Annotated in this window: 10 protein-coding genes and 1 tRNA gene; 7 read left to right on the top strand and 4 right to left on the bottom strand. The window is 69.2% G+C overall.

The features are described 5' to 3' along the window. Nucleotides 1–108 precede the first annotated feature (108 nt). Together FXO19_RS01035 and FXO19_RS01030 are read left to right on the top strand one after the other, a co-directional pair. Nucleotides 109–2,037, top strand: a complete 1,929-nt coding sequence (locus FXO19_RS01035; RefSeq protein ID WP_149193201.1) for a peptide-N4-asparagine amidase — start codon at nucleotides 109–111, stop codon at nucleotides 2,035–2,037. A gap of 357 nt (nucleotides 2,038–2,394) precedes the next feature. Beyond that, complete coding sequence (locus FXO19_RS01030; RefSeq protein WP_149193200.1) at nucleotides 2,395–3,744, top strand: dihydrolipoyl dehydrogenase family protein; 1,350 nt, start codon at nucleotides 2,395–2,397, stop codon at nucleotides 3,742–3,744. Between the two features lie 144 nt (nucleotides 3,745–3,888). Here the strand turns inward: FXO19_RS01030 and FXO19_RS01025 are convergent, their stop codons facing one another. Next, a complete protein-coding gene (locus FXO19_RS01025) occupies nucleotides 3,889–4,353 on the bottom strand; it encodes an Lrp/AsnC family transcriptional regulator (protein ID WP_149193199.1) in 465 nt (154 codons plus the stop codon). A 66-nt stretch (nucleotides 4,354–4,419) separates the two neighbouring features. Here FXO19_RS01025 and FXO19_RS01020 point away from each other — a divergent pair, with 66 nt between their 5' ends. Together FXO19_RS01020 and FXO19_RS01015 are read left to right on the top strand one after the other, a co-directional pair. After that, nucleotides 4,420–4,800, top strand: coding sequence for an antibiotic biosynthesis monooxygenase family protein (locus FXO19_RS01020; RefSeq protein ID WP_149193198.1), 381 nt, complete (start codon nucleotides 4,420–4,422; stop codon nucleotides 4,798–4,800). After that, the gene (locus FXO19_RS01015) at nucleotides 4,797–5,378 is read left to right on the top strand and encodes a cysteine hydrolase family protein (protein WP_149193197.1); all 582 of its coding nucleotides are present in this window, start codon (nucleotides 4,797–4,799) and stop codon (nucleotides 5,376–5,378) included. The genes FXO19_RS01020 and FXO19_RS01015 overlap by 4 nt, the downstream gene beginning before the upstream one ends. 36 nt (nucleotides 5,379–5,414) lie before the next feature. On the opposite strand, the gene asnB is transcribed toward FXO19_RS01015, so the two are convergent. After that, the gene (gene asnB / locus FXO19_RS01010; protein ID WP_149193196.1) at nucleotides 5,415–7,115 is read right to left on the bottom strand and encodes an asparagine synthase B; all 1,701 of its coding nucleotides are present in this window, start codon (nucleotides 7,113–7,115) and stop codon (nucleotides 5,415–5,417) included. Between the two features lie 559 nt (nucleotides 7,116–7,674). Between asnB and FXO19_RS01005 the strand changes: the two genes are divergently transcribed. The 3 genes from FXO19_RS01005 to FXO19_RS00995 all read left to right on the top strand — a co-directional run bounded on the left by FXO19_RS01005 (nucleotide 7,675) and on the right by FXO19_RS00995 (nucleotide 9,101). Next, nucleotides 7,675–8,268, top strand: coding sequence for a cysteine dioxygenase family protein (locus tag FXO19_RS01005; RefSeq protein ID WP_149193195.1), 594 nt, complete (start codon nucleotides 7,675–7,677; stop codon nucleotides 8,266–8,268). A 243-nt stretch (nucleotides 8,269–8,511) separates the two neighbouring features. Beyond that, nucleotides 8,512–8,964, top strand: a complete 453-nt coding sequence (locus FXO19_RS01000) for a DUF2214 family protein (RefSeq protein WP_149193194.1) — start codon at nucleotides 8,512–8,514, stop codon at nucleotides 8,962–8,964. Nucleotides 8,965–9,014: 50 nt separating this feature from the next. Next, a tRNA-Leu gene (locus tag FXO19_RS00995) sits at nucleotides 9,015–9,101 on the top strand. Between the two features lie 28 nt (nucleotides 9,102–9,129). Here FXO19_RS00995 and FXO19_RS00990 read toward each other — a convergent pair. Continuing rightward, nucleotides 9,130–10,608 (bottom strand): DHA2 family efflux MFS transporter permease subunit, encoded by a 1,479-nt coding sequence (locus FXO19_RS00990; protein ID WP_149193193.1) that lies wholly within the window; start codon nucleotides 10,606–10,608, stop codon nucleotides 9,130–9,132. 254 nt (nucleotides 10,609–10,862) lie between these two features. After that, nucleotides 10,863–15,065 (bottom strand): autotransporter domain-containing protein, encoded by a 4,203-nt coding sequence (locus FXO19_RS00985; RefSeq protein ID WP_149193192.1) that lies wholly within the window; start codon nucleotides 15,063–15,065, stop codon nucleotides 10,863–10,865. Between the last annotated feature and the right edge of the window lie 92 nt (nucleotides 15,066–15,157).

Genomic DNA, 15,157 nt, shown 5'->3' with positions numbered 1-15,157 from the left:
CTTCGTGCGTTCGGGGCCGCATCGCACTACGAATTCAAGAACATGATTCTCGCCTACACAATTGCGGTGCTAGCGTAAATTGTGGCGCTTGACGAGTGAGGGGCCAGCATGAAGACGCCGTTGCATGCGACGCGCAGCCTCGGATCGATGGGGCTCTCGATCGCGATGATCCTGTGCGCCTACGCTGCGCCGCTTCCCGCAGCATCACCCGTATCGCATGGCACGGCCACGACTGCGGCACCACCGATCGGCACACGCGACACGGTGACCGCTGGGCCACGGGTGCCGCGCCCGTCGGGAACGCCGTGCGTGCAGGATCTGTTCCGCGATGCGGAGGCCACAACGCCCGGTCCCTTTTGGATCTTCGAAACGGAGACGAGTGACTTCGCCTACGAGCCACCAGCCGACTGTCCCGGCCCATGGTCCAAGGTGGTCCTGAAGATCGAATTCCACAATGCCGATCCGTCCGCCACTCTGGATGGCGTCGTACTTGCACACCTGTCCATCGACGGCGTGCCGCTCTTCAGCGGCGGGGCGCAATACAATGACGTGCCCACGCATTGGCGCGCCGAGCGCGACGTGACCGACTACAGCGCGGTCCTCGGCACCTCCGGAATCGGCTTGGTCGAGATGCGGGGGCAGACGCGCTACGGCGAATTCAACTCGCCCTACTACGCATCCGCGACGCTGCTCTTCTATCCGCCAGACGCGAGCAGCCCCGCACCGCGCGTGCCCGACGCGGTGCATCCGCTGTCGGCGGACGCCTGGCACGACGTGAGCACGCCCGACGACCAGCTCGCCGCATCGCTCACGCTCCCGCGCAATGTCGAACGCGCCTATCTGGACGTGATGGCGCAGGCACGATTCGGCGATGACCTGTTCTGGTTCACCTGCATGCCCGACGAGGCCATGGCCCGGTTCCCGGAGCTGGCCAGCCGGCTCGCCATCGGCCCGAATCGTGTCGGCCTGGACGGCAATCAACAGCCGCAGGGCTGCAGCGGCGGCAGTTTCCGCGAACTCCAGGTGAGCATCGACGGCCAGCCCGCGGGCCTCGCGCCGATCTATCCCAAGGTCCATCCCCTGCTCAACCCCGTTTGGAGCTCGGCGCGGCTATTCCAGCCGGCGCCGGCGCCGCTGGCGCTGAACTTCATGCCCTACCGAATCGACCTGACGCCGTTCGCCGGGCTGCTCAGCGACGGCGCACCGCATCAGGTCGCGCTGTCCGTCGCCAGCGGCGGCGACATCGCCGATTTCCATCTTTCCGGCACGCTGCTGATCTATCGCGATCCCGGCGCCAGCCAGGTCGTCGGCCTGGTCACGCGCAACACCCTGGCGGGCCAGATGCACGCTCCGGAAGAGACCAGCACACTCGCGCGAAACGGATCGGGCGAAATCAGCGGGCAAGTCACCACGACATCGCACCGGAACTACGTCATCGAAGGCTATGCCGATACGTCGCGCGGCCGTGTCCATAGCACGGTGGAGCGCACGCTCAGCTTCGAGAACCTGCTCGTGCCCTATGCCTACGATCCTTCTGCAACTGATGCGGATGCGTACCGTCTCGACCTCGAGCTGGAGAGCGTCGCGAAGGGAACGAGCCGGCGCTACCTGGACGGCGACCTGATTGCGGAAGACCGGGAGCTGGTGCGCTATCCGCTGACCGTGGCCTATGCCATTCATCCGGGGGCGGAAGCTCCGCAACATGAACGTTCGGTGGATCTGCAGCAGGCATTCTCGCAGCGAACGGACCGCCAGCGCCCCGGCATCGAACGCTATCACACACGCCTCGACCACGAGGTCGACCTGGCATTCGCGCCAGACCCGGATTACACCGGCGACCAGACGCGGTGGAACGGCATCCAGCGCTACGTGTTCCGCGATTCGCACTCCAGCTGTTATCGCGTCGATCTGGCAAGCCAGGACGGCATGCTCTCGGACTACCGGCAAGGCGCCGGCTGCCCCGGCGGCGTCAACCGCCTGTACTGGGCATCGCACCCGGATGGCTCACCCGACGGGCTGGGGTGGGCGGAACGTTGAGGGGAGCGATCGTCGACCGCTGCGATATGGCGGCGGGATGCTTCTCGCAGAACCTTCAGGATCACCTTGGGCAGGGGCCGGGGCAGTTCGACGGCGGCGCATGGGGAAACGGCATATCGTCGCCGAACCGCGGGCCCACGCTCTCCATTTCAACATCGCGGGACAGCTCGAGCATGCACGGCGTACGCACGTGCAGGGCCGGTTCACTTCGCCGACGGGCGCCGGCGCAGTCCCCGCTCTTGCTTGCCGCTTCGCGTGCGCCTTCGCTTGTCCCCTTGTGGTCCTGCGCCGCTCGCTGTGCCCGGCACAGCCGCAGTGATAGCGTATTACTCCCACATGGCGACCAGGGAGAAGCAGATGGCAAAGCACTACAGGCTCGTCGTCGTCGGCACGGGCACCGCCGCCCGGGTGGTCGCCACGCGCGTTCGGGCCGCCGGCTGGAGTGTTGCCGTCATCGACTTCCGTCCCCTCGGTGGCACCTGCGCTCTGCGCGGGTGCGACCCCAAGAAAGTGCTGATAGGCGGCGCCAGCGCCATCGACCACGTGCGGCGCATGCGCGACAAGGGCGTCGCCGGGAACGTCGGGATCGACTGGCCCGGCCTCATGGCGTTCAAGCGTGGCTTTACCGATCCCGTTCCCGCCCAGCAGGAGGCCCATTACGCCGACGAAGGCATCGATGTCTTCCGCGGGAAGGCCATGTTCACCGGCCCGAACGCGATCGATGTCGATGGCGAAACGCTGGAGGCCGAGCACGTCCTGATCGCGGCAGGCGCCGAGGCCCACAAATTGGGGATTCCCGGCGAGGAGTACCTGGTCACTAACGAGGGCTTCCTCGAGCTCGACGAACTGCCTGGGCGGATCGTGCTCGTGGGTGGCGGCTACATCGCCGCCGAGTTCTCCCATCTCGCTGCACGGGCCGGCGCCGAGGTGACGATCCTGCAACACGGCGAACGAATCCTCGCCCGCTTCGAGCCTGAACTCGTCGGCTGGCTGATGGAGAAGTTCGGGGAAGTCGGCATCAAGGTCCACACCGGGATGACAGTCGAAGCGGTCGAGAAAACCGCCACCGGGTTCCGCGTCGGCGCATCGGGGGCGAACGGCAAGGCGACGTTCGAGGCCGATCTGGTGGTCCATGCCGCGGGCCGCACGCCGGCGCTCGAAGCGCTCGACCTGGAAGCCGCCGGCGTGGCGCACGACAAGGGGCGACTCGAGTTGAACGCGTATCTGCAGAGCGCCTCCAATCCCGCGGTCTACGCCGCCGGCGACTGCGCCCAGGCGGGCCCACCGCTGACGCCGGTAGCCGGCCACGACGCCAAGATGGTGGCCGCGAACCTGCTGCAGGGCAATCACGCCAAGCCCGACTACACGGGCGTGCCCAGCGTGGCGTTCACGGTACCGCCCATTGCCGCGGTCGGATTGACCGAGGCCGAGGCCAGGCAACAGGGGCTCGTGTTCCGGGTCAACTGCCAGAAGGCGTCTAGCTGGTTCACCTCGAAGCAGGCCGCCGAGCCGGTCTATGGTCACAAGGTGCTGATCGAAGAAGACAGCGGGCGCGTGCTCGGCGCGCATCTCGTCGGCCCGCACGCCGATGAGGTGATCAACGTTTTCGCGCTCGCCATTCGCCATGGACTGACCGCAAGCCAGTTGGCGACTACGATGTTCGCCTATCCAACGACCGCATCGGATATCGCATACATGGTCGAATGATGGATCGACAGGACGCGCCCCTCGTCGGCGCCATTCCGGTTGCAGAAGTCCGGCAACAGGGGATTTATCGGCGTGGCATTCGATCCCTGCGCGTACCGGTCCTGAAGCGGAGACGACGCATCGTGCCGCTGCGAACGCCGATGCTCAGCGCCGATCGAGCATGATGCGCAGCACCGGCACCGTGGTCACGTCGTCCACGCCCTTGAAGGCCGCGATGCGTTCGCGCAGGTCCGACAGCTCGCCCGGGCCGGCGGCCTCGACCAGCACCATCAGATCGGTCTCGCCGGCCACGCTCTGGCACAGGCGTACCTGCGGCAGCGGTTGCAGCAACGGCATCACGTCGTCGCAGCTGAAGCCTTCGGCATGGCGCAGCAGCAGCCAGGCCTGCAACGGATCGCCCTGGCCCAGGCGCAGCGTGTACTGGACGATCACGCCGGAGCGCTCCAGCCGCCGGATCCGCTCCTGCACCGCGCTGCGCGACAGGCCGACCGCCTTGGCCAGTGCCACCGTCGACAGGCGCGCGTTGTCCTGCAGCAGCGCGATCAGCCTGCGGTCGGTCGCATCGAGGGTCTTCATCTGCAGGCGGCGGGCGACGGGCGGGACCGGCATTGTGCCGGGTTGAGACCGGCGCCGGCGAGCGGCACAGTGCGGTCCTCTCCACTGCCGCTTTCCGCCATGTCGCACGACTCCGGTTTCGCCCGCCTGCCCGCGCCGCCATACTACGCGGTGATCTTCTCGTCCCAGCGCAACGGCCTGGATCCTGCCGGCTACGACGCCGCCGCCGCGCGGCTGTTCGATCTCGTGCAGGAGCAGCCCGGCTTCCTCGGCGCCGAGTCCGCGAGGGATGCCGGGGGCTTCGGCATCACCGTGGCCTATTTCACCGACGAGGCCGCGATCGCCGCCTGGCGCGAGCATACCGAGCACCGCGCCGCACGCGAGTACGGCCGCGAGCACTGGTATGCGCAGTACCAGCTGCGCATTGCCCGGGTCGAGCGCGCCTATGGCGGGCACCCGGCCGACGCGGCGCCGGTCGCGGCCGTGGAGGAAGAGGCATGAACCTCGACGCGCGGACGGCGCTGATCCCGATCGACGTCCAGCTCGGCTTCGACGACCCGCCATGGCCGCGCCGCAACAATCCTGCGATGGAGGCCAACGGCCTGCGCCTGCTCGCTGCGTGGCGCGAGCGCGGCCTGCCGCTGATCCACGTGCGCCACGATTCGGTCCAGCCCGGGTCGTCACTGGCGCCGGGCCACCCCGGCAACGGCTTCCGCGCGGGCTTCGCGCCGCAGGCGGGCGAGGCGCTGGTGGCCAAATCGGTCAATGCCGCCTTCATCGGCACCGATCTCGACCTGCGCTTGCGCCGCCTCCAGATCGAACGCATCGTGCTGTTCGGCATCAGCACCGACATGTGCGTGTCGACCACGGCGCGGGTCGGCGCCAACCTCGGCTACCGCGTGACCGTGGTCGGGGATGCCTGCTGCTGCTTCGACCTGGCCGATGGCGCCGGCGGCACGGTCGCGGCCGACGACGTCCAGCGCGCGCATCTGGCGACGCTGCGCGCCGAGTTCGCCGAAGTCGTCGATACCGAGGAGATCGTAGCCTCGTTGCCGCACAGCGTGAGCCGGGTCGCGTAGTACCTCGGCAAGCGAACGAGCCGGTGGCGCGACGGTTCAGTAGGCGGTGGCATGCACCCCCGCCACCGCCCGCCCCGACGGGTCGGCTGCATCGGCGAACGCCGCGTCCCAGGCGATCGCCGTCGGTGACGAGCAGGCGATCGACTTGCCGCCGGGCACGCTCTGCGCGGCGGCGGGCGTGGGGAAGCACTGCTCGAACAGGCTGCGGTAGTGGTACGCCTCCTTGGTCTGCGGCGGATTGACGGGGAAGCGACGCGCGGCGGCGGCGAGTTCGCGATCGCTCACCTGGCTTTCGGCGTGCGCCTTGAGGCCGTCGATCCAGCCGTAACCGACGCCGTCGCTGAACTGCTCCTTCTGCCGCCACAGGATCGACTCGGGCAGGTAGCCCGCGAACGCCTCGCGCAGCACCCCCTTCTCGATGCGACGGCCATCGCCGCCGGCGCCGACCATCTTGTAACTGGCGTCCATGCGCATGGCCACGTCCAGGAACTCGCGGTCCAGGAACGGCACGCGCGGCTCCACGCCCCAGGCCATCATCGACTTGTTGGCGCGCAGGCAGTCGTAGTTGTGCAGCGCGTCCAGCTTGCGCACCAGCTCCTCGTGGAACTGGCGCGCGTCGGGCGCCTTGTGGAAGTACAGATAGCCGCCGAAGATCTCGTCGCTGCCCTCGCCCGAGAGCACCATCTTCACGCCCATGGCCTTGATGCGCCGCGCCAGCAGGTACATCGGCGTGGAAGCGCGAATGGTGGTGACGTCATAGCTTTCGATGTGGCGGATCACCTCGGGCAGCGCGTCCAGGCCTTCCTCGAAGCTGTACTCGAAGCCGTGGTGCACGGTACCGATGGCCTCGGCGGCGATCTCGGCGGCGGCCAGGTCCGGCGAGCCCTGCAGGCCGATGGCGAACGAGTGCAAGCGCGGCCACCAGGCCTCGCTGCGGTCGTCGTCCTCCACGCGCCGGCGCGCGTAGCGCGCGGCGACCGCGGCGACCAGCGAGGAGTCCAGGCCGCCGGAGAGCAGCACGCCGTAGGGCACGTCGCTCATCAGCTGGCGGTGCACGGCGCGCTCGAACGCCTCGCGCAGTGCGTCCGGCGAGACCGCCACCCCTTCCACGGCGTCGTAATCGCGCCAGTCGGGCGCGTAGTAGCGCACCAGCGCATCGGCGGCGCTGTCGTAGTAGTGGCCGGGCGGGAACTGCGCCACGTCGGCGCAGCTGTCGGCCAGCGACTTCATCTCCGAGGCCACGCGCAGCCGGCCTTCGCGGTCGTGGCCCCAGTACAGCGGGCACACGCCGATCGGGTCGCGGGCGATCAGCGCCCTGCCCCGCGCGCGATCCCACAGGGCGAAGGCGAAGATGCCGTTGAGGCGCTCGAGGAAGCCGGCCGGATCGTCCCCGGCCGCGGCGCTCTCGCGGTAGAGAGCGCTGATCACCTCGCAGTCGGAACCGGTCTGGAAGTCCCAGGACGTGCGCAGCGCCGCCTGCAGTTCGGCGTGGTTGTAGATCTCGCCGTTGACTGCGAGCACCAGTTGGCCGTCGGCCGAGCGGATCGGCTGCGCACCGCCGGCCGGATCGACGATCGCCAGGCGTTCGTGGACCAAAATGGCGCCGTCGTCGAGGTACACGCCGCTCCAGTCGGGGCCGCGGTGGCGTTGGCGCTGCGACAGTTCCAGCGCCTGCCGGCGCAGCGCGGCGGCATCGTCGCCGGCCTGCAGGCCGAAGATTCCGAGGATCGAGCACATGGGGGTTTTCTCCGTGTCGTGGTTCGGGAACGCGATCCGTGTCCGGGCGAGGACGCGGTCCGGGTGCACCACGCAAAAACCCGCGCGGTGCGCGGGTTTCGGGGAGGTCAGGTATTCGTGTTGCCGCCTATGCCTGTCCGCCGACCCGCCACGTGGGCGCGCGATGATTCGAACGCGGATTGTTCGCGTTGGACGGGGCGCGGGTGATGGCGGTGTGAAGCGGCATGGACCGAAGCTAACCCGGGATCGGGCGGCTTGCAAGCGGCCTGTCCCGGCGCCAACACCCTGCGAGGGTGGCAGCGGCTACCGCGCGAGCGGCCGGCGCCGGAAGCCTGTGGGAGTGGCGACGGCATGCCGCCATCGGCATGCCGCCATCGGCAAGTCGCGACCGGGTGCGGGCGCCGACAGGTGTCGCGACTTCCCGGCGGCGACATGCCGCCGCCACTTCCGCAGGGGCCGATCCGGTCCGAAGGAGACCGCGGCGCCGGGTGTTCACCGCGCCCCGCCGCGGAGCGGCGGGGTTTGGGCAGCCACGGCGCATCGGGCTTAGAATGTCCGCATGACAGGTTCCGCTCAGCCCGATATTTCTTTCGACGGCCATGACAAGTTCATCGCCGCGGTGGACGCCGCCGTGGCCAGCGGCGATGAGCACGCCATCACCGCCGCGCTGCGCAACACCCTGTGCGAGATGATGCGAGACCCCGAGGTGCGCCTGCCCGGCTGCGTGTACGAGCCGATCGCCGACCACTACGCCCGCCGCGAGATCTACCGCAGCCCCGAGCACGGCTACAGCATCGTCGCCATGACCTGGGGTCCGGGCCAGGGCACGCCGGTGCACGACCATTGCGGGCTGTGGTGCGTGGAAGGGGTCTGGGAAGGCGAACTGGAGATCACCCAGTTTGAGCTCCTCGAGCGGGACGGCGACCGCTTCCGCTTCCGCGCCGCAGGCGGCCTGCAGGCCGGTGCCGGCAGCGCCGGCAGCCTGATCCCGCCGCACGAGTACCACACCATCGGCAACGTCAGCGGACGCAGCGTCGCGGTGTCGGTACACATCTACAAGGCGCCAATGGACCACTGTGCCAAGTTCGTGCACGAACAGGGCGAGTGGTATCGGCGCACCGAGTCCTGCCTGAGCGTCGACCGCGCTGCCTGAGGGCACGTTTCCCGCCCCCTTCGGGCTGGATGAGCGAACTCCTTGCGAGACCAGACGGATCATCTGGTGGCGTGCCAGAGGTGTCTTCTGCCATGAACGGCGCTTACCCGAGTGCCGTCATTCCCGCTTCAGCCCCGTCATTCCCGCGAAGGCGGAAATGACGAAAGGCGATGCCTTCCGGCACCTGCCGCTTGCCCGCAGGGCCGCCTAGACTGACGGGCAGGCTTCCTCGGTCCCGCCGCCATGCTCCTCGATCTCCTCCTCGCCGCCGCCCATCACCTGCTGATCTTCGGCCTGGTCGCCATGCTGGTCCTGGAATCGGCGATCCTGCGCGGCACCGTCGACGCTGCGGCCGTCCGCCGCCTCGCCGGCATCGACGCCGGCTACGGCATGAGCGCGGGGTTGCTGTTGATCGTCGGCGGGCTACGCCTGCTCTACGGGATCAAGGGCTGGCAGTACTACCTGCACAACCCATGGTTCCACGCCAAATTCGGCGCCTTCCTGCTGGTCGCCGCGCTGTCCGTGGTCCCGACCCTGCGCGTCCTGCGCTGGCGCAAGGCATTGCGGGCCGATCCCGGCTTCGTCCCCGCCGTGGCGGAGCTGGCCCGCATGCGCGGCTTCGTCCGCCTGCAGCTGGCGCTGATCGCGGCGATCTTCGTCCTCGCCGCCGCCATGGCCCGCTACGGCGGATTCTGAAGCCGCCCCAGTCAACCGACGCGCCGGCCTCGGCTATACTCTGCGCCCGCGCCGAAGTGGCGGAATCGGTAGACGCAGCGGACTCAAAATCCGCCGCCGTAAAAAGCGTGTGGGTTCGAGTCCCACCTTCGGCACCAGAACGCATGCAGGCCCGGCGGCCCAGGATCAGGACGCCGCCAGGGCCGGCTCGCCCGACTCCCTGTCCGGCGTGCGCGTGCGCAGCAGCAATCCGCCTGCGATACCCGCCACCGCGGCGAAGCACGCGCCCGCCAGGAAGGCGGTGCCGTAACCGCCGGCCAGCGCGGCCACGCGTTCGGCGCCCGCCGCCAACTGGCCTTCGCTGCTCGCGGCCGCGGCGCTCGCCAGCACCGCCAGGCCGAGCGCACCGCCCATCATGAACGACGTGTTGACCACGCCCGAGGCCAGCCCGGCCTGGTCCGGCTCGACGTCGCTCATCGCCGCCAGCAGCATGGGATTGAAGGCCATGCCCGCACCGATCCCCAGCAGCAGCATGGCGGGCAGCACGTCGGCGACGTAGTGTCCGTCGACCGGCGCGCGCGCGAACAGCGCCAGCCCGACCGCCGCGAGCAGCAGGCCGGCGGCCAGCGGCAGGCGTACGCCGAAGCGCATCACCAGCCGCGCCGACAGGCCCAGCGAGAATGCCGCCATGATCAGGTTGCCGGGCAGGAACGCCAGCCCCACCTGCATCGGGCTGTAGCCGAGCACCAGCTGCAGGTACAACGCCGAGAGGAAGAACCAGGCGAACATCGCCGCCGACCACAGCACGCCGACCACGTTGGCGGTGGCGACGTTGCGCAGGCGCAGCATCGCCAGCGGCATCAGCGGCGCGCGTACCCGCGACTCGATCACGAAGAACGCCGCCAGCAGCGCGGCCGCGACCGCCAGCATCGCCAGCGTCGTGCCCGATCCCCAGCCGACCTCGTTGCCGTTGACCACGGCGTATACCGCCAGCATCAGCGCCGTGGTGACCGTCAGTGCGCCGACGACGTCGAGCGGGCCCTTGCCGCCCGCCGCGTGCCGGCCAGGCAGCAGCCGGGTCGAGGCGACGAAGACCGCGATGCCGATCGGGATGTTGATCAGGAAGATCCAGTGCCAGGACAGCAGGTCCGTCAGCACGCCGCCCAGCAGCAGTCCGACGCTGCCGCCGCCGGCGCAGACGAAGCTGTACACGCCCATCGCCTTGGCGCGCTCGCCCGGTTCGGTGAACAGCGTCATGATCAGCGACAGCGCCACCGCCATGACCACCGCGCCACCCAGCCCCTGCACCGCCCGCGCCACCACCAGGAAGGTCTGCGAGCCGGCCAGCCCGCAGGCCAGCGAGGCGACGGTGAACAGCACCAGGCCCAGCAGGAACAGGCGACGGTGCCCGAACAGGTCGCCGAGCCGCCCACCAAGCAACAGGAAGCCGCCGAAGGTGAGCATGTAGGCATTGATCACCCACGCCAGCGCCGCCTCGGAAAAACCCAGGTCGGTCTTGATCGAGGGCAACGCCACGTTCACCACGGTGGTGTCGAGCACGATCATCAACACGCCGAGGCAGACGACGATCAGCGCGTGCCAGCGGTGATCGCGGGCGCCAGGTCCGGAGGCGGAGGAAGATGGATGGTCGGAGGCGGTTTGCATGGGTCATCCTGTTTTTTCTTGGGAACGCGGAGCCGAATGGCCGCCGCGCAGGTCGTAGCATCGCGGGCAAGAAGCGCCGCTTACTGCAGACGACGATCGGGCCGTACCGGAATCGACAGACGCCAGCCGAGACTTCTGTGTGGCGATCGAGCACCGCCCGCGCCTTCGCGCCGCAACGCGGCCTGCGCCGGCACCGGGCTGGTTGTACGGATCGGCAGGGCGGCTTGTACGCCCCGCCGTCCGCGTCGCCGCCGTCAGGGTTGCAGCGGCAGGCCGGTATGCGGATCGATCGCCCGGAAGGGATCGATTCCGGATGCCATGTATCCCGCATCGCCACGCATCGCCCCATCCGCACCCAATGCCTGCCCGTAGGAAACCCGCAGGCCGAAGCTGTTGGCGGAGCCGACCCCGGAGGACTGTTCGCGCCGCAGCAGGAACGACAGGCTCCATCCCGAGTCCAGGTCGACGTCCATTCCGGCGCCGAGGGCCAAGGTGTCGTCGTTGTAGCTGCGCATGCCCAGCAGGTAGTCCTGCATCACCGGCTGCACCACGTAGTTCAACCGCGCATCGCCGCGATTCTCCAGCGCCTGCCTGTACTCGAGCGACCAGTACGGACGCAGCGATACCGTCGTTGCCTTGAGCTGATAGCTGCCCTCCACGCCCAGCGCAAGCGTGCTGTTGTCGATGGTCTGCCTGCCGTAGGAGAGATCGTAGATGCCCAGTCCGCTTTCGTGGTAGGCATCGAGCGTGGTGTGGCTCGCGTCGTAGCGTCCGTACCCGGCCAGGCGGCTGCGTTCACCGGCGTGTTCATAGCCGACGGTCAGGCCGCCGAACAGCTGGTCGCCTTCGCGCCCTGCCTGCGCGGTGGCATCGGCCAGCTCGCTCCAGCGCCACAGATCGAAGTCCAGCCGCCCCAGTCCCAGCTGACCGTCGACGAACAGCGGACCATCGCCCCGCCACAGGCCGTACAGCGCCAGGCTGCGCTGTCGCGCGTCCTGCTGCGAGGGCGAATCGTCGAAGTCGGTGTCATTCCAGCCCAAGCCGCCGGCGACACCCAGGACCAGGTTCCGGCCGAACAGACGGTCCACGCCAAGGGTGACGCCATTGCTGCGGAAGTCGAAACCGCTGGACCCGCTGCGGTGATCGCGCTCGCCCAGCGAGATCGTGCCGGCCACCCACAGGCCCCAGCCATGCGCCAGGGAGGGCACGCCGGCGCCCAGCTGCTCCGTACCGAGCGACAACCCAGGCCCGCTGCCTGCGCTCGCGCTGAACGTCAGGAGGTTGGCCGAAGCATTGCCCTGCCCGTCGCGCAGCTGGCGCAGGCGGCCGCGGATATTGTCCTGCTGAGCGTTGGCGAAGCGCACGCTGGCGTCCACCTGGGCCTGCAGGCCGCCGACCACTTCCGCATCGAGCGTCGGATCCGGGCGCGTCGCCACGGTGAGCGTCAGGCCCACGGTGGCCGCGGTGTAGTTGCCCGCCGCGGCCTGCGTGGCCATCAGTGTCGTCGTACCGGTGCCGACGATCGTCACCGTGGACCCGCTTACCGTCGCCACCCCCACGTTGCTGCTCGTGTAGCTGAAGGCGCCGGTGCTGTCGCTGTCAGGGTCGGGCAGGTCGAAGGCGGGATCGCCCAGGATCTTCTGCAGGTCCTCGAGCCAGGTCAGCGTCGGCGTGGCCGCGGCGATCGCCACCTCGAGCGTCGCCTGCGGCGCCGCGGCGTAGTCGTCGTTGCCGGCCTGGTCGGCGGTGAGCGCGCAGGCCCCTGCCGACAGCATCGTCACCGTGGCGCCCTCGATGGTGCAGACCCCGGGCGAGGTGCTGGCGAAGACCAGCGGGTTGCCGGAATCGCCACCGGTGGCCGAGACCGTGAACGTGCCACCCGCCGCGTAGGTCGGCGCGTCCGGATTGGCGGCGAACTGCGAAATCGCCTGCACGGCCTTGCCGATCGCGATGTCCTGCGTCACGGTCGCGGCGGCCGCATAGTCGTCGTTGCCCGCCTGGTCGGCGGCGACGGTGCAGGTGCCCGCCGACTGCATCGTCACCGTGCTGCCGCTGATGGTGCACACCTCAGCCGTCTGCGTGCCGTAGCTCACCGGCAGGCCGCTGCTGGCGGTCGCCATGGGGGCCAGTGCGAACGTACCGCCGGCGGCGAACGTTCGCGCCGCCTGCGCGCCGAAGGTGATCGTTTGGCTGCCGGCGCCGATGGCGACATCCAGCCGCGCCTGTGGCGCCGCACTGTAGTCGTCGTTGCCGGCCTGGTCGGCGGTCAGCGTGCAGGTGCCGGCCGACTGCATCGTCACCGTGCTGCCGCTGACGGTGCAGACGGTCGGCGTCGCGGTACCGAACAGCACCGGGTTGCCCGACGCGCCTCCGGTCGCCGACACCGTGAACGTGCCGTCGGGCACGAACGCCGGCGCCGCCGGATCGGCGGCGAACGCGGTGATCGCCTGCGCCGCCTGGCCGATCGCGATGTCCTGCGTCACCGTCGGCGCGGCATCGTAGTCATCGTTGCCCGCCTGGTCGGCGGCGATGGTGCAGGTGCCGGCAGACTGCATCGTCACCGTGGTGCCGCTGATCGTGCAGACACCAGCGGTGCGGGTGCCGTAGCTCACCGGCAGGCCGCTGCTCGCAGTCGCCACCGGGTCCAGCGCGAACGTGCCGCCCGGCACGAATGCCTGCGCTGCCTGCGCGCCGAAGGTGATGGTCTGCTCGCCTGCCCCCACCAGCACGCCGCTCGTGTTGCCCACGGCATTGAGCGCGGGGGCGGTGTCGTTCCCCGTCGCATCGCGCAAGGTCCCGCCGTTGGCGACGATGGTCGTGCCCAGCATCACACCGTCGTAGTCGCGGTCGCCGGCCTGCACGATGTAGCGGAAGGCGAGCGCACCGGTGCCGGAGCCCGACACATAGCTCACCTGCCTCGACGTGGAACCCACCGTCAGTTCCAGGTACGGGATGCCACCGGCGGTGTCGACGATGACCGCCTCGCTCAGGTGAACGGTGAAGTCGAGCGCGTCACCCGCCAGGTAGCGGCCGTTGGCCGGCACGCTGACCGACGTCACCACGGGCACGACGTCGTCGACGATGTACGCCTGTCCGCCGGTGAAGCCGGCCGCGGGGTTGCCGGCGGCATCGATGATGCCGGTGCCACTGCCGTTGAGGTCCAGGCGCAGGGTGCCATCGCCGCCGATGCCGTTGACGGTGACGGTGTAGAGAGTGGAATCGGCGGTCGCGACCGAAGCGACGGCGCCGGTCGCCGTTCCCGTGGCGGTCACCGAAAAGTCGGCGGCGTCGACGCCGGTGACGGCCTCGGAGAAGGACACGGCATAGCGCACGCTGTCGGCGTTGGTGGGGGAGGCGTCGACGCGATCAATCGCGGTCACCGCGGGCGGCTCGGTGTCGGCCGCCAGGACGGTGATCGCGACGGTATCGGTGTCGGTCATCGCGCCGCCGGTGCCCGTGTTTCCGAGGTCGTTGCTGGTGATCTGCAGCGAGCCGGCGCCGTTGTAGCCGGGCGTGGGCGTGTATGTGGTTCCGTTCAAGGCCGCATTGATGCTGGACAGCGCGCCCTCGAACGTCATGGACGCATCCTCGGTGCCGTCGCCCACAGAGAAGGCAAGCCCGGCCGTGCTCCCGAGTGTCGCCACGCCATTGGTCACCGCCAATTCCACCCGTACGTTGCCGCCGCCTGCGTCGGGATCGCTGATCGAGATCAGGTTGCCGTTGCCGCTGGAGAACACCAGGGCGCCATCCTGCTCCACGGTCTGGCTGCCGGGCACGCTGTTGACCGGCGGCTGGTTGGCGGCCAGGACGGTGAACGCGTCGGGCAGCGTGGAGGCACCGGCGTCGGTGGTGACGGTCACGTCGTGGCTGCCGACGGCAAGACCGTCGGGCACGGTCGCGGTGATCGAGGGGCCGGTGTTGTTGGTGATGGTGGCCGCAACGCCGCCGATGGTGACTGCCACCTCGTCCGCCAAACCGTACAGCGCCTGCCCGCCCAGCGTCACGGTGGTGCCCGCACCGCCGCTGCCGGGGGTCACGCTGGCCAGCACCGGCAGCGCGGATTCGCAGCTGATGGTGTAGTCGAACCCGCCTTCCTGGGAGCTGATGTAGATGGTGCCGCCACCACCCGAGTAGTAGTCCGAAGACGTCCCTTCGAACACGCCAGGCCCAAAGAAGGAAATGTGCAAGCCGCCGCCGGTGAACGTTCCCCTCGCATCAAGTCCGGTGGGATTGGAGATCTCCACCGTGACCTTGTCGCCGGCATTGTTCGCCCACGAGTTGGGGCCGTTGATGTTGAGGTTCTGGTTGGGCTCCAGGCTACCGGTGCGCGGGGTGCCGTCGGGACTGTTGACCAGTTGGCAGAACGAGGATGCCGCCGCCTGCGGCGCCCAGCAGGCGAGTCCAAGCAAACCCAGGAGCAGTGCACGGTGGCGCCATGCGGCCAGATCTCGATACATCCCATCCCCCTCCCCAGTTGGCCCCCTTCACCGCGAAGGCGACGCCGCCCTCAGGGTCGCGACGCCATCCGCGGTGCCGGCGCGTGTGCCGG

This window comes from Luteimonas suaedae (genome assembly GCF_008312895.1).
Taxonomy (GTDB): domain Bacteria; phylum Pseudomonadota; class Gammaproteobacteria; order Xanthomonadales; family Xanthomonadaceae; genus Luteimonas; species Luteimonas suaedae.
The sequence above is the reverse complement of the archived record's forward strand: the minus strand, read 5'-3'. Positions and strand labels throughout refer to the sequence as shown.

Excerpts from the sequence above, each read along its gene's own strand:
- FXO19_RS01030 (WP_149193200.1), top strand. The coding sequence starts at position 2,395 with ATGGCAAAGCACTACAGGCTCGTCGTCGTCGGCACGGGCACCGCCGCC.
- asnB (WP_149193196.1), bottom strand. The coding sequence starts at position 7,115 with ATGTGCTCGATCCTCGGAATCTTCGGCCTGCAGGCCGGCGACGATGCC.
- FXO19_RS01035 (WP_149193201.1), top strand. The coding sequence starts at position 109 with ATGAAGACGCCGTTGCATGCGACGCGCAGCCTCGGATCGATGGGGCTC.
- FXO19_RS01015 (WP_149193197.1), top strand. The coding sequence starts at position 4,797 with ATGAACCTCGACGCGCGGACGGCGCTGATCCCGATCGACGTCCAGCTC.
- FXO19_RS01020 (WP_149193198.1), top strand. The coding sequence starts at position 4,420 with ATGTCGCACGACTCCGGTTTCGCCCGCCTGCCCGCGCCGCCATACTAC.
- FXO19_RS01025 (WP_149193199.1), bottom strand. The coding sequence starts at position 4,353 with ATGCCGGTCCCGCCCGTCGCCCGCCGCCTGCAGATGAAGACCCTCGAT.
- FXO19_RS00990 (WP_149193193.1), bottom strand. The coding sequence starts at position 10,608 with ATGCAAACCGCCTCCGACCATCCATCTTCCTCCGCCTCCGGACCTGGC.
- FXO19_RS01005 (WP_149193195.1), top strand. The coding sequence starts at position 7,675 with ATGACAGGTTCCGCTCAGCCCGATATTTCTTTCGACGGCCATGACAAG.
- FXO19_RS00985 (WP_149193192.1), bottom strand. The coding sequence starts at position 15,065 with ATGTATCGAGATCTGGCCGCATGGCGCCACCGTGCACTGCTCCTGGGT.
- FXO19_RS01000 (WP_149193194.1), top strand. The coding sequence starts at position 8,512 with ATGCTCCTCGATCTCCTCCTCGCCGCCGCCCATCACCTGCTGATCTTC.